Annotated in this window: 17 protein-coding genes; 9 read left to right on the top strand and 8 right to left on the bottom strand. The window is 72.3% G+C overall.

Annotated features, from left to right (window positions below):
• Positions 1-79 precede the first annotated feature (79 nt).
• Positions 80-736, bottom strand: a complete 657-nt coding sequence (locus ACZ7EG_RS26755) for a nucleoside/nucleotide kinase family protein (RefSeq protein ID WP_471083844.1) — start codon at positions 734-736, stop codon at positions 80-82.
• 137 nt (positions 737-873) lie between these two features.
• On the opposite strand from ACZ7EG_RS26755, the gene ACZ7EG_RS26750 reads away from it, so the two are divergent.
• The 5 genes from ACZ7EG_RS26750 to nicT all read left to right on the top strand — a co-directional run bounded on the left by ACZ7EG_RS26750 (position 874) and on the right by nicT (position 7,787).
• The gene (locus ACZ7EG_RS26750) at positions 874-1,611 is read left to right on the top strand and encodes a beta-phosphoglucomutase family hydrolase (protein ID WP_471083841.1); all 738 of its coding nucleotides are present in this window, start codon (positions 874-876) and stop codon (positions 1,609-1,611) included.
• Entirely contained in the window at positions 1,608-3,962 is a 2,355-nt protein-coding gene (locus tag ACZ7EG_RS26745) for a glycoside hydrolase family 65 protein (protein WP_471083838.1), read from the top strand. Before ACZ7EG_RS26750 ends, ACZ7EG_RS26745 begins: the two co-directional genes overlap by 4 nt.
• Before the next feature lie 103 nt (positions 3,963-4,065).
• Entirely contained in the window at positions 4,066-5,544 is a 1,479-nt protein-coding gene (locus ACZ7EG_RS26740; RefSeq protein WP_471083835.1) for a hypothetical protein, read from the top strand.
• A 75-nt stretch (positions 5,545-5,619) separates the two neighbouring features.
• Positions 5,620-6,468 carry a proteasome subunit beta gene (gene prcB / locus ACZ7EG_RS26735; RefSeq protein ID WP_471083832.1) on the top strand — a complete coding sequence of 283 codons (849 nt, stop codon included), beginning with the start codon at positions 5,620-5,622 and terminating at the stop codon, positions 6,466-6,468.
• A 158-nt stretch (positions 6,469-6,626) separates the two neighbouring features.
• Positions 6,627-7,787, top strand: a complete 1,161-nt coding sequence (nicT, locus tag ACZ7EG_RS26730) for a Nickel transporter NicT (RefSeq protein ID WP_471083829.1) — start codon at positions 6,627-6,629, stop codon at positions 7,785-7,787.
• Here nicT and ACZ7EG_RS26725 read toward each other — a convergent pair.
• Genes ACZ7EG_RS26725 through ACZ7EG_RS26715 form a run of 3 tightly spaced genes read right to left on the bottom strand, consistent with a single transcriptional unit; the run spans position 7,777 to position 10,449 of the window.
• Positions 7,777-7,965 (bottom strand): hypothetical protein, encoded by a 189-nt coding sequence (locus ACZ7EG_RS26725; RefSeq protein ID WP_471083826.1) that lies wholly within the window; start codon positions 7,963-7,965, stop codon positions 7,777-7,779. The two genes, nicT and ACZ7EG_RS26725, sit on opposite strands and share 11 nt — an antisense overlap.
• A 35-nt stretch (positions 7,966-8,000) precedes the next feature.
• Complete coding sequence (locus tag ACZ7EG_RS26720) at positions 8,001-8,969, bottom strand: hypothetical protein (protein WP_471083823.1); 969 nt, start codon at positions 8,967-8,969, stop codon at positions 8,001-8,003.
• Between the two features lie 10 nt (positions 8,970-8,979).
• Entirely contained in the window at positions 8,980-10,449 is a 1,470-nt protein-coding gene (locus ACZ7EG_RS26715) for an APC family permease (RefSeq protein WP_471083820.1), read from the bottom strand.
• A gap of 408 nt (positions 10,450-10,857) precedes the next feature.
• Here ACZ7EG_RS26715 and ACZ7EG_RS26710 point away from each other — a divergent pair, with 408 nt between their 5' ends.
• Entirely contained in the window at positions 10,858-11,349 is a 492-nt protein-coding gene (locus tag ACZ7EG_RS26710) for a DUF5709 domain-containing protein (RefSeq protein ID WP_471083975.1), read from the top strand.
• A 110-nt stretch (positions 11,350-11,459) separates the two neighbouring features.
• On the opposite strand, the gene ACZ7EG_RS26705 is transcribed toward ACZ7EG_RS26710, so the two are convergent.
• Positions 11,460-11,666 carry a hypothetical protein gene (locus ACZ7EG_RS26705; RefSeq protein ID WP_389972119.1) on the bottom strand — a complete coding sequence of 69 codons (207 nt, stop codon included), beginning with the start codon at positions 11,664-11,666 and terminating at the stop codon, positions 11,460-11,462.
• 207 nt (positions 11,667-11,873) lie between these two features.
• Between ACZ7EG_RS26705 and ACZ7EG_RS26700 the strand changes: the two genes are divergently transcribed.
• Positions 11,874-12,110: a chaplin gene (locus ACZ7EG_RS26700; protein ID WP_471083817.1), complete on the top strand. Its 237-nt coding sequence runs from the start codon at positions 11,874-11,876 to the stop codon at positions 12,108-12,110.
• Positions 12,111-12,179: 69 nt separating this feature from the next.
• Here ACZ7EG_RS26700 and ACZ7EG_RS26695 read toward each other — a convergent pair whose 3' ends face one another.
• Both ACZ7EG_RS26695 and ACZ7EG_RS26690 read right to left on the bottom strand, forming a co-directional pair.
• The gene (locus tag ACZ7EG_RS26695) at positions 12,180-13,307 is read right to left on the bottom strand and encodes a PP2C family protein-serine/threonine phosphatase (RefSeq protein ID WP_471083814.1); all 1,128 of its coding nucleotides are present in this window, start codon (positions 13,305-13,307) and stop codon (positions 12,180-12,182) included.
• Positions 13,304-13,429 carry a hypothetical protein gene (locus tag ACZ7EG_RS26690; RefSeq protein ID WP_471083811.1) on the bottom strand — a complete coding sequence of 42 codons (126 nt, stop codon included), beginning with the start codon at positions 13,427-13,429 and terminating at the stop codon, positions 13,304-13,306. The genes ACZ7EG_RS26695 and ACZ7EG_RS26690 overlap by 4 nt, the downstream gene beginning before the upstream one ends.
• Positions 13,430-13,742: 313 nt before the next feature.
• Here ACZ7EG_RS26690 and ACZ7EG_RS26685 point away from each other — a divergent pair, with 313 nt between their 5' ends.
• Positions 13,743-14,630, top strand: a complete 888-nt coding sequence (locus ACZ7EG_RS26685) for a GNAT family N-acetyltransferase (RefSeq protein ID WP_471083808.1) — start codon at positions 13,743-13,745, stop codon at positions 14,628-14,630.
• Positions 14,631-14,651: 21 nt separating this feature from the next.
• On the opposite strand, the gene ACZ7EG_RS26680 is transcribed toward ACZ7EG_RS26685, so the two are convergent.
• The gene (locus tag ACZ7EG_RS26680; protein WP_471083805.1) at positions 14,652-15,527 is read right to left on the bottom strand and encodes a Gfo/Idh/MocA family protein; all 876 of its coding nucleotides are present in this window, start codon (positions 15,525-15,527) and stop codon (positions 14,652-14,654) included.
• Between the two features lie 204 nt (positions 15,528-15,731).
• Between ACZ7EG_RS26680 and helR the strand changes: the two genes are divergently transcribed.
• Positions 15,732-17,891 (top strand): RNA polymerase recycling motor ATPase HelR, encoded by a 2,160-nt coding sequence (gene helR / locus ACZ7EG_RS26675; protein WP_471083802.1) that lies wholly within the window; start codon positions 15,732-15,734, stop codon positions 17,889-17,891.
• The last annotated feature ends 4 nt before the right edge of the window (positions 17,892-17,895 follow it).

Here is a 17,895-nt window from a genome sequence, read left to right as displayed (position 1 = left end):
ATCCTCGCGCGCATCCCCTCGGCCGGGGCGGGCGACGCCCAAGCGGACCCGAGCCGACGCCTGGACGCCTGAAGCGTGTTCAGGCCTGCGCACGCGGCAGTGCCGACTGCGGCACCACCAGGTCCGCCCGCCCCCGGGTCGTCGCGACCAGCTCGGCGTTGCGCTCGTCCGAGCATGCCACCCAGGCCACCGCCTCCTCGTGCGTCTTGCCGAACCGCTCGTGGCGAGCCACCAACCGGCGGAGGCGCTCCCGCTCGGGCAGCTCGCAGAACCACACCTCGTCGAGGAGCGGGCGCACCCGGGGCCAGGAACCGGTGTTCAGGAGCAGGTAGTTGCCCTCGGTGACGACGAGCCGGGCCGTCGGGGGAACCGGGATCGCGCCCGCGACCGGCTGTTCCAGGACGCGTTCGAAGCCGGGCGCGTAGACGACGTCGTCGTCGGGCTCGTCGCGCAGCCGCCGCAGCAGGGCCGCGTACCCGGCCGCGTCGAACGTGTCGGGCGCTCCCTTGCGGTCCCGGCGGCCGAGTCGCTCCAGTTCGGCGTCGGCGAGGTGGAAGCCGTCCATGGGGACGTGCGCGACCCAGGGGTCACCGGTGCCGTTCAACTCCCGCACCAGGTGCTCGGCGAGCGTCGACTTGCCCGCGCCGGGGCTGCCCGCGATGCCGAGGAGCGCGCGCCGGCCGCCCCGGGGGAGGGCACGGGCGCGGTGGACGAGGTCGTCGAAGGTGAGGGGCACGCGGGAAAGTGTGTCACCCCGGGTCGGGACCCGGCATCCGAGTCCGGCTCGGCGCCCACAGCTGCGCACTCCTGCCGCCCCCGGCGTGTGGCGTGCGCCACTCACTGGAACGACTCCGCAGGGGGAACCGGTCCTGTATGACGCAGCTCGGACTTCCCGAAAGCATCCATGCCTGTCTGTTCGACCTCGACGGCGTCGTCACCAAGACGGCCGTCGTGCACGCGGCCGCCTGGAAGGAGATGTTCGACGCCTTCCTGCGCGAGCGCGACGGCGCGGACTTCCGGCCGTTCGACGCGGCGGACTACGACGAGTACGTCGACGGGCGACCACGCGCCGACGGGGTGCGCACCTTCCTCGCCTCACGCGGCATCGACCTGCCCGACGGCGGCCCCGACGACCCACCCGGAGCCGAGACCGTGCACGGACTCGGCAACCGCAAGAACGAGCTGGTCCTCGAGAAGATCCGCACCGACGGCGTCGAGGCCTACGACGGCACCCTGCGCTATCTGGAGGCCGTCCGCGCCCACGGGCTCGGCACCGCGATCGTCTCCTCCAGCGCGAACTGCCGTGACGTGCTGCGCTCGATCGGCGCCGAGCACTTCTTCGACGTCCGCATCGACGGCGTCGTCGCCGCCGAGCGCAAGCTGCCCGGCAAGCCGCACCCCGACACGTTCCTGGCCGCCGCCGAGGACCTCGGCGTCCAGCCCTCCGAAGCGGCCGTCTTCGAGGACGCCCTGGCCGGCATGGACGCGGGCCGAGCGGGCCGCTTCGGGTACGTCGTCGGAGTCGACCGGGTCGGGCAGACCGACGCGCTGTACCGCCACGGCGCCGACATCGTGGTGACGGACCTCGCCGAACTGGGGGAGACCGAGTGATCACACAGCGGGCGTACAACGTCGAGCCCTGGACCGTACGCGAGACGGACCTCGACCTCGACGTCCTGGCGCAGAGCGAGTCCGTCTTCGCCCTGTCCAACGGGCACATCGGCTGGCGCGGCAACCTCGACGAGGGCGAACCCCACGGACTGCCCGGCTCCTATCTCAACGGCGTCCACGAACTGCACCCGCTGCCGTACGCCGAGGCCGGTTACGGCTACCCCGAGTCCGGTCAGACGTCCATCAACGTCACCAACGGCAAGGTGCTGCGGCTTCTCGTCGACGACGAGCCGTTCGACCTGCGCTACGGGCGGCTCGTCACCCACGAGCGGACCCTCGACCTGCGGCGGGGCGTCCTGGAGCGGGTCTGCGAATGGACCTCACCGGCCGGCTCGACCGTCCGGGTGCGCTCCACCCGCCTGGTGTCCCTCACCCAACGGGCGATAGCCGCCGTGGCGTACGAGGTGGAGCCCGTCGACAGCCGGACCCGCGTGGTCGTCCAGTCGGAACTCGTCGCCAACGAGAGCCTGCCCGAGCCGGACGGCGACCCGCGTGCGGCCAAGGCGCTGAAGTCGCCGCTGGAGCCGGAGGAGGACCTCGCCGAGGGCAGCAGGCTGCGGCTGGTCCACCGCACCCGCCGCAGCGGCCTGAGGGTCGCCGTGGCCGCCGACCACACCGTCACCGGACCCGAACAGACCACCACGAGCAGCGAGAGCAACGTGGACGTGGCCCGGCTGACCGTCACCTCCGTGCTGGAGCCGGGGGAACGGCTGCGCGTGGAGAAGCTGGTCGCGCACGGCTGGTCCGGCGTCCGCTCCCGGCCGGCGATGAGCGACCAGGTGGAGGCGGCTCTGGCAGCCGCCGGGCACAGCGGCTGGCAGGGGCTGCTGGAGGAGCAGCGGGCCTACCTCGACGACTTCTGGGCGCGTGCCGACGTCGAGATCGACGGCGACGAGGAGATCCAGCAGGCCGTCCGCTTCGCCCTCTTCCACGTCCTCCAGGCAGGTGCCCGGGCCGAACAGCGGGCCATCCCCGCCAAGGGACTCACCGGCTCCGGCTACGACGGCCACGCCTTCTGGGACACCGAGGCGTTCGTGCTCCCGCTGCTGACCTACACCGCGCCGAAGTCCGCCGCCGAGGCCCTGCGCTGGCGCCTCGACACGCTGCCCGCCGCCCGGGAACGCGCCGCCCAACTCGGCCTGCACGGTGCCGCGTTCCCCTGGCGCACCATCGACGGTTCGGAGGGCTCCGCGTACTGGCCGGCCGGCACGGCGGCCTTCCACGTGGGCGCCGACATCGCCGATGCCGTGGTGCGGTACGTGGCCGTCACCGGCGACGAGACGTTCGAACGCGAGGTCGGCGTGGAGCTGCTGGTGGAGACCGCCCGCCTGTGGCGCTCCCTCGGCCACCACGACGACCGGGGCGTCTTCCACATCGACGGCGTCACCGGACCGGACGAGTACAGCGCCATCGCCGACGACAACACGTACACCAACCTCATGGCCCGGGCGAACCTGCTGGCCGCCGCCGACGCGTGCAAGCGCCATCCCGAGGAGGCCGCGCGGCTCGGCGCCGACGAGGAGGAGCGGGCCGCCTGGCGGGACGCCGCCGAGGCCATGAACGTCCCCTACAACGACGAACTCGGCGTGCACGAGCAGCACTCCGGCTTCACCCGCTACCAGCGCTGGGACTTCGAGCGCACCGGCCCGGACCAGTACCCCCTGATGCTGCACTTCCCCTACTTCGACCTGTACCGCAAGCAGGTCATCAAGCAGGCCGACCTGGTGCTGGCGATGTACACCTGCGGCGCGTTCTTCGAGGAGTACTTCGACGAGGAGCAGATCGCCCGCAACTTCGCCTACTACGAGCCGCTGACCGTCCGCGACTCCTCCCTGTCCGCGTGCGTCCAGGCCGTCATGGCCGCCCGGTCCGGCCACCTCGACCTGGCGAGCCACTACACGGCCGAGGCCGCGCTGATGGACCTCGGCAACCTGGAGCACAACACGCGCGACGGACTGCACATCGCCTCGCTGGCCGGCACCTGGATGGCGCTGGTCGCCGGGTTCGGCGGCATGCGGTGCAGCGACGGCGCCCTGCGGTTCGCGCCCCGCCTGCCCGAGCGGTACAGCCGGCTCGCCTTCACGGTGGGCTTCCTCGACCGGTGCCTGCGCGTGGAACTGACCGCCGACCAGGCCACCTACACCCTGAAATCCGGCCTGCCCCTGACCATCCGGCACCACGGCACCGAGCTCACGGTGAGCGAGGACGCCCCCGTCTCCCGGCCGATTCCCGAGCTGACCCACCGCCCGGCCCCGAGTCAGCCCCCGCACCGCGCCCCGCACGCCCGCTGACCCTGGCCACGGGTCAGGCACTTGGCCCATTTCCGCCCTGCACCTCCCCGCCCCGCGGGTTAGCTTGATCGTGTTTTCCGATCATCGGGGTAAGGGGCGGAACATGCCTGATGGCCCGAACGCCGTCCTCGTCCGCAGGCGAAGACGCGAACAGGCGGCCGGGCCGCGCGCCGCCTTCGGGGCGCGCGGCAACCGGCCGCTCACCGTCCTGGCCGCCGTCTTCGTCCTCGCGCAGCTCGGCCTCGTCCGGCCCGTCCTGGGCCTCGGCTGGGACGAGATCGTCTACGTCAGCCAGGTCACCTCCCACCACCCCGCGGCCTTCTTCAGCGCCCCCCGCTCCCGCGGCGTCTCGCTGCTGGTCGCGCCCGTCGCGTCCTGGTCGTCGTCCGTCCCGCTGCTGCGCGTCTATCTCGCCCTGCTGTCCGGCCTCGCCCTCTACCTGGCCCTGCGTGCCTGGCGGGGTCTGTTCCCGACCCGCGTCCTTGTCGTCGGCGGTGCCCTCTTCGCCTCGCTGTGGCTGACCCTCTTCTACGGCCCGCAGGCCATGCCCAACTACTGGGTCGCGATCGGCGCCCTGACCGGCGTCGGCTGCTTCCTGCGGGCCCGGGAGCAGCCTTCCGCCCCCGTGGCCCTGTGGGGTCTCGCGGCCGGCGCCGCGCTCATGGCGTGGATGCGTCCCACCGACGCGGCCCACGTGGCCCTGCCGTTGCTCGTCCTCGCCCTGGCGCGCCGCCACTGGCGACTCCTCCTCGTGCTCGTGGCGGGGCTCGCGGCGGGCGCCGTGCCCTGGGTGATCGAGGCGTACACCGCGTACGGCGGCCTGGGTGAGCGGCTGGCGGAGGCCTCCCGCATCCAGGGCGGACTGGGCTGGCAGATCGCCGTCGACGACCAACTGCGCAGCCTGGGCGGACGGGCCCTGTGCCGGCCGTGCACCGGGTCGATGCCCAACCACCTGGTCACCCTCTGGTGGTTCGCCCTGCCCCTCCTGGCCGGCATCGGGCTGGTCGTCGCGGCCCGGGCCCGGCGCGCGGTACGGACCGCGGTCCCCCTGGCCTGCGCCACCACGGCCGCCCTGCCGTACCTCTTCATGATCGGCTACGCGGCGCCGCGCTTCCTCCAGCCCGCCTACGCGCTGCTCGCGATCCCGGTCGCCGACGCCCTGTGGCACCTGGTCAGGACCCCTGGTGGGGCATGGCGCCGGGTGGCCGCCCCGCTCGTCGCGCTCGCCCTGGCCGGGCATCTCGCGGCGCAGCTCGCCGTGCTGAACGGTGCCGTCTCCCGCAACACCGAGAGCCGCCGTGACTGGAGCCGCACCGCCGACGCGCTGCACCGGCTCGGTGTCCGCACCCCTTGTCTGCTCACCGGTCACGAGGCCATCCCGATCGGCTACTACACCGGCTGCGCCTCGGGGGCGACCTCCGGAAACAACGAGAACACCACCGCGGCGGACATCCTGCGCACCGCGGCGCGTCACCCGGTCGCCCACCTGGCACCGGCCGGCGGCACGCCGCCCCGCTACGCGCGGTCCTGGCCCCTCCACCGGATCTCGGACCTGGACGTCCGCGTGGCACCGGGCCGCTGACACCTCCGATCGCGTTTCCCACCCGTCCGGCTCAGGTAGGAGTCGGGTTGACGGTCACGATCGAGGGGGAACGGCATGGTGGCGAGCGACCACGAGGGCAGGCTGGGCGAGGAGTTCTTCACCCCGGGCTCTCCGTCCTTCACCGACTTCCTGGCGGCCCACCGCCCCGAGCTGCTGAGCACCCGTCGCGTCCTGCCGGAAGGCGTCCGCGCCGAGGGCGCCCCGCACGGCACCACCGTGCTGGCCCTCACCTACCGGGACGGCGTCCTGATCGCGGGCGACCGGCGGGCGACGATGGGCAACCTGATCGCCCAGCGCGACCTGGAGAAGGTCCACCCCGCGGACGACCACTGCGCGGTCGCCTTCGCGGGCACCGTCGGGCTCGCGGTGGACATGGTGAAGCTCTACCAGGTCGAGCTGGCGCACTTCGAGAAGATCGAGGGAATCCCGATGACCCTCGCCGCGAAGGCGACCCGGCTCGCCACCATGATCCGCGACAACCTGGGTCAGGCCATGCAGGGCCTCGCAGTCGTTCCGCTGCTCGCCGGCTACGACCCCACGGCTCCCGAGGGGGAGCAGGGCCGCATCTTCTCCTTCGACGTCGTCGGCGGTCGCTACGAGAAGTCCGGCTTCCACGCCGAGGGTTCCGGATCGCCGTACGCCCGGGGCGCGTTGAAGAAGCTGTACCGCCCGGGCATGTCCCGCCGCGAGGCGGCTCTGGCGGCCCTGCAGGCGCTGTACGACGCGGCGGACGACGATTCGGCGACCGGCGGCCCCGACCTCACCCGCCGCATCTACCCGATCCTCTCGGTCATCACCGAGGACGGCTTCGAGCGGCTGGCCGAGACGGAGACGGAGGGGCTGAGCCGAGAGATGGTCGAGCAGCGTCACAGCCGGCCGGACGGACCGAACGCCGAGGTCTGACATCCGGCCGGCCCCACGGCCCGACGCCGGCCCGGCGGAGTTTTCGGTTCCATGGGCAAGACCTGTCACGGGCTTTACTGCACATCACTTGCAGGTGCCGCAGGATGGCACGAGGCTGTTCACCGCAGCCGTCCGTCCGACAGAAAGACCTTCCCCCGATGACGGCCGCCCCTGAGTCCACTCCGCCCCTCCCCGCCCCGGCCCCCGCCCAGCGCACGGCCTGGCACCGCGTCCGCACCTCCATGACGCGGCGGGAGTGGACCAGGGTCGGGGGGATGGCCGCCTTCATCCTGGCCCTGCACGTGATCGGCTGGTTCACCCTCGTCGCGATCGTCGCCCCGGAGCACCACGCCATCGGCGCGCAGACCTTCGGCATCGGTATCGGCGTCACCGCGTACACGCTCGGCATGCGACACGCCTTCGACGCCGACCACATCGCCGCCATCGACAACACCACCCGCAAGCTGATGGGGGAGGGGCAGCGGCCGCTGTCCGTGGGCTTCTGGTTCTCCCTCGGCCACTCCAGCGTCGTCTTCGCCCTGGCCTTCCTGCTCACCCTCGGCGTGAAGACCCTGGCCGGGCCGGTCCGTGACGACGGCTCCGCCCTGCACGACCTCACCGGCCTGATCGGCACGACCGTCTCCGGCGCGTTCCTCTACCTCATCGCGGCCGTCAACCTCGTCGTCCTGGGCGGCATCTGGAAGGTGTTCCGCGCCATGCGCTCGGGCCGCTACGACGAGGCCGCCCTGGAGGAGCAGCTGAACAACCGCGGGTTCATGAACCGTCTGCTGGGCCGCGTCATGAAGTCGGTGTCCAAGCCCTGGCACATGTACCCGCTGGGCCTGCTGTTCGGCCTCGGCTTCGACACCGCCACCGAGATCGCCCTGCTCGTCCTGGCCGGCTCCGGCGCCGCCTCCGGACTGCCCTGGTACGCGATTCTCTGCCTGCCCGTCCTGTTCGCCGCGGGGATGTGCCTCCTCGACACCATCGACGGCTCGTTCATGAACTTCGCCTACGGCTGGGCCTTCTCCAACCCGGTCCGCAAGGTCTACTACAACCTCACCGTCACCGGCCTTTCCGTCGCCGTGGCCCTCCTCATCGGGACGGTCGAACTCCTCGGCCTCATCGCCGAACGGCTCGGCCTGCACGGTCCCTTCTGGGATCGGATCTCCGGCCTCGACCTCAACATCCTCGGCTATGTCGTCGTCGCCCTGTTCTTCGCCACCTGGCTGGTGGCGCTGGTGGTGTGGAGGGTCGGACGCATCGAGCAGAAGTGGTCGGGGGACCCGGCAGGGCCGCGGCGCGGCGTCAGCCCATGACCGCCATGGCGTGGGCGAGGGCGAGAGCCATCACGAGGACGATGACGAGGACGGCCCCCGCGATCACGACCGTCCCGAACAGCCCCGCCACCACGGACACCCCGATCCGGGCGACCCGACGTGCGCGTGCGGCCTCCCGGACCACGTCGCCGTCCTCGTACCAGCCGTCTTCAGTCATCACACCCTCCCGGAGGGGAGACTACAGCCGGCCGCTCACGCCCCCAGCCGCAGCTCCTTGCGCCACTTCGTGATCTGTTTCTCCGCATCACCCGTGTACGACCAAGGCGTGCGCGTCGCCCGGGGACCCAGCATGCCCAGCAGGACGCCCGCGATGTCCGTGGCGCCTGCGGAGCAGGCCGCGTGGGCCAGGTAGTTGAAGTCGCGCAGTTCACCGGGCGCGACGCCGCTCTGCGTCCGGCCCATGACCCAGCGCTGCCAGGTGCGGCGCAGGTCGCTCGCCGCACCGTCGTGGTTCCAGTGCTGCGAGAGGCCCACGGCGGAGTGCCTGCCCTGTGCCGCGTCCAGGGCGAAGCGGTACTCCTCGACCCGGGCGTACTGCACCAGCACCGGCAGCGGACACCCGGGCGGGGCCACTCCGGCCGCGTCCCGGGCGAAGTCGTACATCAGGCCGTGCGTGCCGTGCCAGCGCGCCGAGTAGTAGTGGAGCACCTGAAGGTGCCCCTCGACGCTGTAGGGATCCCGGCCGTGCAACTCGTCCCACCAACGCCCCAGTTCCTGTCGGCGCACGCCCGTCGGGTACAGGCGGGCCACCGAGATCAGCGACACCCACGGCGTCGGGTCCTCCGGGTGCGCCTCAGCCGCCGTCAGGCAGGCCAGCACCGCCGCGTCCACGCGGTGCTGGTCGATCGGCACGCCCCGCCCCGCCGCGATGGCCACGTTGAAGGTGCGGGCGGTCTCCGTCGCCGCCCGCAGTACCAGCGCGTCGGCGCTGTGGGGGTCGGCCGAGAGCCAGGACTCCACCGCCGAACTGCCCGCGCACACCTGCGCGAGCTGCCGGATCCGGTGCCCCCGGGCAGTCCAGTCCCGGCCGGTGGCGCCCAGCAGGTCCCGCAGCCCCTGCCAGCGGCCGATCACGACGTCCTGGCGGGCGGAGGTGAGGTCGGTGTCCCCGCAGTCGGGGTCGAAGTCGGGAGTGAAACCGCGTCTCAGACCGCGTGCCATCGGGGCCCCCTCAGAAGTCGGTGGACAGACCCTCGTGGACCCGGGCGTGCACGTTCTGTTCGTCGGGAACGTAGTCCGTCTCGACCGCGCGCGAGGCGTCCAGCTTGGCGGGCCGGTAGTAGTCGCTGCCCTGCCTCCAGTACCAGAGCATCGGGATGAGCCCGACCGCGAGCCCGCCGATACCGATCGAGATCGCGGCGTTGCTCAGCTCGCCCAGCGACTCCACGAACACCCAGAACATGAACAGGGCGCCGCACAGCGGCCACAGGCCGCCGAAGAGGAAGTTGGCCGGGGACCTGAGCAGCATCTTCCGGTACGCGACGACCACCGCGAGTCCCGCGAGGCCGTAGTAGACGGCGATCTGCAGGCCGATCGCCGAGATGGCGTCGGAGAGGATGTCGCCCACGGAGCCCAGGGCGTTGGAGGCGATGAACATCACCAGCGCCACCGAGCCGACGACCACGATCGCCACCCAGGGCGTGTTCCACCGGCGGTGCACCCGGCCCAGCGCCGACGGCATCGTACGGTCCCGGCCCATCGCGAACAGCGAGCGCGTGACCTGGATCAGTGTCGTCTCCAGGGTGGCGATGGTGGACAGCATCACGGCCACGATGAGCAGCTTGCCGCCCCAGCCCGGCCAGACCTCCTCGCCGAGCACCGCCAGCACGTTCGCGTCGTTCTCCTCGATCTGCTTCGAGGAAAGGATCACGTTCACCGCGATGGTGAACACCTCGAACAGCAGGAAGACGATGCCCACCCCGATCAGTCCCGCGAGGCCTGTCGTGCGGCGGCTGTTGCGGGTCTCCTCGCTGAGGTTGCTGGTGACGTCCCAGCCCCAGTAGTAGAACGCGGCGATGAGCGCGCCCGAGGCGAAGCCGGCCATGCCGTCGAAGTGGGAGAAGCCGAGCCAGGACCAGTCGAAGGCGCGGGCGTTGTCCGTGTGGAAGAAGGCGAGCACCGCGAACAGCGCCAGGATGACCAGCTCCACACCGGACATGATCAGCTGGGCCCGCACCGTGAGCCGGGCGCCGCCGAGGACCACGCCCAGCATGACGAGGAACCAGGCCGCGCCGACCACCGTGGACAGCGCGGTGTTGTCCGCGAGGCCGTCGTCGAAGAGCGCCAGCGTCATCGAACCGGCGGGCAGCGACCCGGCCACCATGAAGATCGTCGCCGAGATCACCAGCGCCCAGCCGCTGATGAAGCCGAGGAAGGGGTGGAGCGTGCGCCCCACCCACGAGTAGCTGGCACCCGCGTTGACGTCGATCCGGCCGAGGTAGCTGAACGCCAGCGCGATGCCCAGCATGGGTATCGCGCAGTACAGCAGGGCCGCCGGGCTCGCCAGCCCCACCGCGCCGACCAGCACGGCGCTGGTCGCCGCCAGCGAATACCCCGGGGCGCTGCCCGCGACCGCCATCACCACGGTGTCGAACGTGCTGAGGACATTGGCCTGCAGCCCTCTGCCCCTGCTGTAGCTCATGGATGCGCTGCTTTCACTTGTGCGCGATCGGAGGCGGGCAGGCCGTCCCGGTGGCGCTGGGGGGTGGGGGTGGAGCTCACCGCCGGACGGAGGAAAGGGTGGCCTCGGTCTCGGTGGCGTGAGAAGGGGTGGTGGATACCGTGCTGCCGCCGCGTCGACAGCCGGTCACACCGTGTGTGCGAGTGATGATAGTCCTACTGGTTGAGCTTTCAAGATTGACCGGTAAGTAATGTCCGGGCCGGCCCAGGGTTTTAACTCCTGTTGGCCCACCCGACGTTCATGCACCTTCCCGGTTTCGGGGGACGTCCGCCGAGGTTAGAGCCCGCGTAACGGGAAACGCGGAACGGACAGGCGAGACCAACGAGCCGAGCAGCGGCCAGGAAGGCAGGAGTGATGGGCACGGAACCGATGCGCCCCGAACCGATGGCGGACGACGCGTACCAGCCCACCGGTACCAACGAGGAGCAGGAGGACGCCGCGCCGCTGGACCTGCAGGACGCCGTCGACGAACGCACGTACGACGACACGCTCGACGAGGGCTACTCCCCGCCGGAAAAGCCCTTGGGCGTCACCAAGCGCGGCACCACCGCGGCCGAGCAGCACGAGGGCGAGAGCCTCGACGAACGGCTGGCCCAGGAGGTCCCCGACGTGTCCGCCGAGCCCGTCGGGGACGGCGTGGGGGACACCCCCGACAGCGACGGCGAACCGGTGGACCCCGAGGCGGGCACGACCCGCGCCGGCCGCCTGGTCGCCCCCGACGAGGGCGCCCACGCCGACACCACGAAGGAGACCGTCGCCTCCGACGTCGGCATCGACGGCGGAGCGGCCGGCGCGGAGGAGGCCGCCGTGCACGTGGTGGAGGACGACAGCGCACTGCCGGAGGACGACGGCAGAGTGTGACCCGTCCGCCGGCGTGCGGTCGCGCCGGCACGTGTGAGGCCACCGGGCCCGTGCGCAACCGCACGGGCCCGGTGGCCTCACACGTGCCGAGGGTGCCGTTGGGGGGACGGCTAGGGCAGCAGCTTCTCCAGGGCGGCAGGTCCCTCCGCCGCCAGCTTGCGCTTGGCCCACTCGAGGGTGTGCGGGTTGAGGTCCTTGCCCGAGGCGAGGACGAGGTCCTCCGGCGACACGTCGGTGCCGGTGCGGGCGTGGAGCAGGCGGTCCGGGGTGGCGCGGTCCTCGGGCGGCCGGGATGCGGCAGGCTCTGACGTCGACATGTTCTCTGCTCCTAGGGTCCGGATCGCTGGGGCGGCCCCGGTGCTGAAAAACCGGTCCGCTATCACCATTCCCCGCGGGAGCGCGGCGTGCATCCGGAGAGCGCGGTCCCGGCCCGGGCACCCCGTTCGGACGACCATGGATGTCGCGGGGTCTTCCTCCGGGTGACGGTGGAATCACATGTCCCTGCGACTGACAGGAGCTTTTCCATGCGTACGCGTGTGACCGCCGCAGCCGGTCTGGCCTGCGCCGCCCTGCTCGCCTTCGCCGGTACGGCGAGCGCGAAGGACGGCCCCGTCGGTATAGCCACCGGCAGCCCCGGCGTTCTCTCCGGAAACGTCGTCCAGATCCCGATCGACATCAACGCCAACGTCTGCGGCAACTCGGTCAACGTGATCGGGCTGTTCAACCCGGCGATCGGCAACAAGTGCACGATCAAGGACTGACGTACCGGTCGTGACGTCCCCGCCGGCGGCGGCCCGCGATGCACCGCGGGCCGCCGCCGGCCACCGATGTCAGGCCCCGCGTGAGCCGTCGGCCCCGTCCCGCGGACGCGGCGCGAGCACCAGCATCGTGACGTCGTCCCGCACATCCGGACAGTGCCGGACGAGGTCGGTCCAGACCCGCTCCGCCAGCGCGACCGGATCCTCGGCGGCGAGGCCCGGCAGCCGTTCGGCCAGGGGGTAGAAGACCCCGTGCGTGTCCCTGGCCTCGGTCACCCCGTCGGAGGCGAGGAAGAGCCGGTCACCGGCCCTCAGCGGCACCGAGACGACCCGGGGCGGGGCCGCCTCGGCCAGACCGAGACCCAGCGGTGTGCACGGCTCGACGTCCAGCTCGACGGCCCGGCCGTCCCGCAGCAGCAGCGGTCCGGCCTGCCCGCACGCCACGATCCGCACCACCCGGGCGTCGGCGGAGAAGTCGAGCAGCACCGCCGTCGCGAACAGCTCGGCGTGCGGGTCGTCCGCGGAGTCCACCGCCAGCCTCCGGTCGAGCCGGGCCGCCACCGCCTCCGGGTCCGGCTGGTCCAGCACCGCCTCCCGGAACGCGCCGAGCAGCGACGCGACCGTGGCCACGGCCGACAGCCCGTGCCCCTGCACATCGCCCATGACGGCCCGTACGCCGTAGGGGCCCGCCCGTACGTCGAAGAAGTCGCCGCCGACCAGGGTCCCGCGCTGCGCGGTCCGGTACAGACCCGCGCACCGCACCGGTCCGACCCGATCCGGCAGCGGCGGCACCACGGCCCGCTGCGCGACCTCGGCGACGGCCCGCTCGGTGACCAGCTGCGCGTCCCGCCGGGAGCGGACGTACGACAGCAGCACGCTCAGCACCGAGACGAAGCACACGGTCAGCAGGTCGGTACTGCCGGGATCGTTGAGCCGGAAGACGGGCACGGTCAGCACGACCACCACCAGCGCGCCGAGCACCGCCGTCGCCACCGGACCGTGCGCCAATACGGCCAGCGGCGGGATGGCGCCGAGCAGAAAACCGATGTCGAGCGGCTCCGGGGCGATCAGCTCCGCCAGGCAGACGCCCGCCAGCAGCGCAGACGGCAGCACCCGGGCCCAGCCGGGCGGGGGTGCGCCACGCAGCCAGCCACGCCGGTCGGAGTCCCGGCCTGCCGGCCGGCCGCGCACACTGCTCACACCACCACGCTGCTACGGTCGGCCGCCCGCCGCACCCGGGCCCAGCCGGGCGGGGGTGCGCCACGCAGCCAGCCACGCCGGTCGGAGTCCCGGCGTGCCGGCCGGCTGCGCACACTGCTCACACCACCACGCTGCTACGGTCGGCCGGCCGCCGCACCCGGGCCCGCACCGCCGCGGGCCGCTGGGATGCCGGCCACCGGGGGTGACAGGCGACGCCCGACCGCCTCTCGAGGGGCTGTTGAACCGTTCCGGAAATCGATGGACGACCCGCCCGAAGATCCCGTAGCGTGTGCCGCGCCACGCCCCGAGACCCGCGGAAAGGAGGGCGGAGCCGTGCAGTTCACACCGTTCCCGCGCTCCCTCCCCGTAGTCCCGGCGTGCTGCGACTGACCGACCGGGAGCGCTCCGAGCAGTATGCGTCCCGGAGGACATCCCATGGCCGACGTGGTCATCCGCGCGCTCGACACGAGCGACGCCGAACTCTTCGACACCCTGCCCGACCCGCTGGGAGCCCGTGAGGGCCACCGGCTGACCCGGCACCGCCCCGACTGGAAGCGCGTGGCCCTGCGCGAGGGCCGTGTGGTCGCCCGCGGCGCCTGGTGGGGCGGCCCCGACGACAGCGAGCCCGTCAACCTCAACTGGTTCGACGTGGCCGAGGGCGAGGAGGAGGCGGGCGCCGCCCTCCTGCGTTCCGCCCCCTGGCAGGTCGAACTGGAACTGAACCTGCCCACCGGCTGGCGGGACGACCCGGCCCTGCGCGCTGCCGCCGAGACCCGCTTCACCGCCGCCCGGACCGCCGGCTACGACCTCCTGGTCGAACGCCTGCTGTACCGCTGGACCCCCGACCGCGGCCTGCCCGAGCGACCCGGGCGCCTGGAGTTCCGCGCCGAACCCGACGACGCCGTGTTCTTCGACGCACTGCACCGCATCCATTCCGCCACTCTTGACGCGCACGCGCTCAAGGCCATCGAGCAGGGCGGGCTCGACCAAGCGGCCCAGGAGGAACTCGACTTCTTCCACTGGTGCCCGTCACCGCGCGAGTGGTGGCAGGCGGCGTACACGCCGCAGGGCGGCCTGGCCGGCATCCACATCCCGGCCCACAACCCGGCGGGGCCCTGCATCGGGTTCATCGGCGTCCTTCCGGAGCACCGCGGCCACGGCTACGCCTACGACCTGCTGGCCGAGTGCACGCACTTCCTCGCCGAGCAGGGGGCGGAGTTCGTCGCCGCCGCCACGGACCAGGGCAACTTCCCCATGGCGGCGACCTTCGCCAAGGCCGGCTACCCCGTGGTGAAGGAGCGGCTCAACTTCGAACCGGCGTAGGAAGCAGGGCCGCCCGCGCACTCAGGGGGTCAGCAACTCCTGGGCCGCCGTGAGGATTTCCGTCACCCTCAGGCCGAACGCCGCGTCGCAGGCGTGCGGGCGGCCGGTCCGTGCGGCGTCGAGCAGCGCGTCCGCGGCCCGCATCAGCGCGGGCACCGCTCCGCCGGAGCCGTCCGGCAGCGCCGCGACCCCCGCCTCACCGCGCAGCTCCACGACGGCACCGGCCGCGGCGGGCGGTGCCGTCAGGCTCAGGGTGAGGGTGCTCGAAGCGCCACCGGTGTGGTCGAGGACGACGTGCGCCGTGTCGCCGGGACCGTACGCCGCCGCGGTCACGCGCCGCACGTCGCCGAGGACCGGCAGCAGGACGGACAGGGCATGCGGGCCGACGTCCCACAGGGCGCCCTTCTCCCGCCGCCACGGCGTCGCGAAGGGGCTCTCGCTGGTGAACACCGCCCCGAGCCACTCGGCCCGGGCCGTGAACCAGCCCGGTACCGCGGCCTGTTCGGCGATCCACGCCGCCGGCTCGGGCTGGAAACGGGTCGTGAAGAACACGACCGAGGCGACACCGGCCTCCGCGGCGGCCTCGACCACGGCCTGCCCCTGCGCCGGCGTCGGCGCGAGCGGCTTGTCGAGCAGCAGATGGCACCCGGCCCGCGCCGCCCGCGCGGCGAGCGTGGCCTGCACCTGCGGCGGCAGCGCCACGGCCACCGCGTCCACATCGGCGAACAGTTCCTCGACATCGTCGTAGGCGCGGACGCCGTGCCGCTCCGCCAGTTCCTTCGCGGCCTCGGGCCGACGGCCCCACACACCCGTGAAGTCCAGCTCCTCGTGCCCGCTCAACGCGGGGGCGTGGGCCATCCGTGCCCAGGGCCCGGTGCCGAGCAGTCCTATGCGCATGCCGCCGCCTCTCCACGCTGCCAGGACGAAGAGCGTGCCACACGGAAACGGCCCGTGGACGACAAGGGCGGGCAACAAGAAAGGCAAGGAGTGCTCTCCTTGCCTGTCTCAAGTTATAGCCCACGGGGGGCCTTGCGGCAAGGCCCCCCGTCTGCCGCAAGATATCCGGCCTAGGCCCAGGACCTGCGGAAACGGGAGCATGACGTGATCCCTGCGACAACGAGCGCGTTCGATCTTCCCGGCCGCCTCGCGCACAAGGCCGCCCCGGCGTCGATCGCCGGGGACGAGCGGCACTTCGCCGCCGTCGCCGACTGCCTGGAGCAGTCCATCGCGGAACTGTCCGACCGTCTGGAGGCCGAGCGCAGGGCCCCCGGCGGCAAGGGCAGGCAGGCCATGGACCGCGACGCCGAGATCCACCGGCTGACCACGCGCCTGCGCGCCCTGCGCCGCTTCGGACTGGACCTGTGCCTCGGGCACATGGTCGCCGCGGACGGCTCCGAGCCCGTGTACGTGGGACGGCTCGGCCTCACGGACAGCGAGGGGCGCCGGCTCCTGGTCGACTGGCGTTCCCCGGCCGCAGAGCCGTTCTTCGGAGCCACCCATGGCAACCCGATGGGTCTGACCAGCCGCCGCCGCTACCGCTGGACCGACGGCAGGGTCAGCGACTACTGGGACGAGGTGTTCACCGCCGACGGGTTCGCCGGGCACACCGCGCTCGACGACCAGTCCGCCTTCATCGCCGGCCTCGGCACCCACCGCTCGCCCCGCATGCGGGACGTGCTCGGCACCATCCAGGCCGACCAGGACGCCATCGTCCGCGCCGGTTCCCGCGGCGCCCTGGTCGTCGACGGCGGCCCGGGCACCGGCAAGACCGTCGTCGCCCTGCACCGCTCCGCCTACCTCCTCCACTCCGACCCGCGCCTCGGGCAGCACCGCCGGGGTGGGGTGCTGTTCGTCGGCCCGCACCGGCCCTACCTGTCCTACGTGTCCGACGTCCTGCCCAGCCTCGGCGAAGAGGGCGTGCAGACCTGCGTCCTGGCGGACCTCGTCGACGAGGGAGCCACCGCGGCGGCCGAGACCGACCCGGAGGTGGCCCGCCTGAAGTCGTCCGCTGACATGGTGCGGGCGATCGAGAAGGCCGTCCGGTTCTACGAGCAGCCGCCCACCGAGGCGATGACGGTCACGACCCACTGGTCCGACATCCGCCTGGGCGCCCACGACTGGGCGGCGGCCTTCGACGCGGCCGAACCCGGCACACCGCACAACGAGGCACGCGACCAGGTCTGGGAGGAACTGCTCACGATCCTCGTGGACAGGCACGAGGGCGACGCCCCGGAGGAACTGCTCCGCAAGGCGCTGGCGCGGGACCGGGAGCTGCTCACGGTCTTCAACCGCGCCTGGCCGCTGCTGGAGGCGACCGACCTCGTCGGGGACCTCTGGTCCGTGCCCGCCTACCTGCGCATGTGCGCGCCCTGGCTCGACCGCGACGAGGTGCGCACCCTGCAACGCGCGCAGCCGCACGCCTGGACCGATTCCGACCTGCCGCTGCTGGACGCGGCACGCCATCGGCTCGGCGACCCGGACGCCGCACGGCGCAGGCGCCGGCAGGAGGCCGCTCTCGCCGCCCAGCAGGAGGGCATGGCCGACGTCATCGACAACCTGCTGGAGGCCCACGGCTTCGACGACGGCGAAGGCGTGCTGGTCATGCTGCACGGGCAGGACATGCGCAACTCCCTGGTCGACGACAGCGCCCTGCCCACCGCCGACCCGGACCGGCTCGCCGGGCCGTTCGTGCACATCGTGGTGGACGAGGCGCAGGAACTCACCGACGCGCAATGGCAGATGCTGCTGCAGCGCTGCCCGTCCCGGAGCTTCACCGTCGTCGGCGACCGCGCCCAGGCCCGGCACGGGTTCACGGAGTCGTGGCAGGAACGCCTGGAGCGGGTCGGGCTGGACCGGGTCGAGATGACCTCCCTCAGCATCAACTACCGGACTCCGGAGGAGATCATGGCGGAGGCCGAGCCGGTCATCCGGGCGGTGCTGCCGGACGCCAACGTGCCGACATCGATCCGCAGCGTGGGCATCCCCGTCCGCCACGGGTCCGCCGCGGAGCTGACGTCGATCCTCGACACGTGGCTGGCCGGGCACGCCGACGGGATCGCCTGCGTGATCGGCGATCTGGCGTTCCGGCCGTCCTCGTCCCGCGTCCGGTCGCTGACCCCGGAGCTGTCGAAGGGACTGGAGTTCGACCTGGTGGTCCTGGTCGACCCGGAGGACTTCGGCGACGGCGTCGAGGGCGCCGTCGACCACTATGTGGCGATGACCAGGGCGACGCGGGAACTCGTGATCCTCACAAGCTCCTGACGCT

The organism is Streptomyces sp. NPDC037100, from assembly GCF_055606225.1.
This window is presented reverse-complemented; position numbering and strand designations above follow the sequence as displayed.

What these genes read in the sequence shown, in the direction of transcription:
- ACZ7EG_RS26750 (WP_471083841.1), top strand. Translation starts at nt 874, where the DNA reads ATGACGCAGCTCGGACTTCCCGAAAGCATCCATGCCTGTCTGTTCGAC.
- ACZ7EG_RS26740 (WP_471083835.1), top strand. Translation starts at nt 4,066, where the DNA reads ATGCCTGATGGCCCGAACGCCGTCCTCGTCCGCAGGCGAAGACGCGAA.
- prcB (WP_471083832.1), top strand. Translation starts at nt 5,620, where the DNA reads ATGGTGGCGAGCGACCACGAGGGCAGGCTGGGCGAGGAGTTCTTCACC.
- nicT (WP_471083829.1), top strand. Translation starts at nt 6,627, where the DNA reads ATGACGGCCGCCCCTGAGTCCACTCCGCCCCTCCCCGCCCCGGCCCCC.
- ACZ7EG_RS26725 (WP_471083826.1), bottom strand. Translation starts at nt 7,965, where the DNA reads ATGACTGAAGACGGCTGGTACGAGGACGGCGACGTGGTCCGGGAGGCC.
- ACZ7EG_RS26720 (WP_471083823.1), bottom strand. Translation starts at nt 8,969, where the DNA reads ATGGCACGCGGTCTGAGACGCGGTTTCACTCCCGACTTCGACCCCGAC.
- ACZ7EG_RS26715 (WP_471083820.1), bottom strand. Translation starts at nt 10,449, where the DNA reads ATGAGCTACAGCAGGGGCAGAGGGCTGCAGGCCAATGTCCTCAGCACG.
- ACZ7EG_RS26710 (WP_471083975.1), top strand. Translation starts at nt 10,858, where the DNA reads ATGCGCCCCGAACCGATGGCGGACGACGCGTACCAGCCCACCGGTACC.
- ACZ7EG_RS26705 (WP_389972119.1), bottom strand. Translation starts at nt 11,666, where the DNA reads ATGTCGACGTCAGAGCCTGCCGCATCCCGGCCGCCCGAGGACCGCGCC.
- ACZ7EG_RS26700 (WP_471083817.1), top strand. Translation starts at nt 11,874, where the DNA reads ATGCGTACGCGTGTGACCGCCGCAGCCGGTCTGGCCTGCGCCGCCCTG.
- ACZ7EG_RS26685 (WP_471083808.1), top strand. Translation starts at nt 13,743, where the DNA reads ATGGCCGACGTGGTCATCCGCGCGCTCGACACGAGCGACGCCGAACTC.
- ACZ7EG_RS26680 (WP_471083805.1), bottom strand. Translation starts at nt 15,527, where the DNA reads ATGCGCATAGGACTGCTCGGCACCGGGCCCTGGGCACGGATGGCCCAC.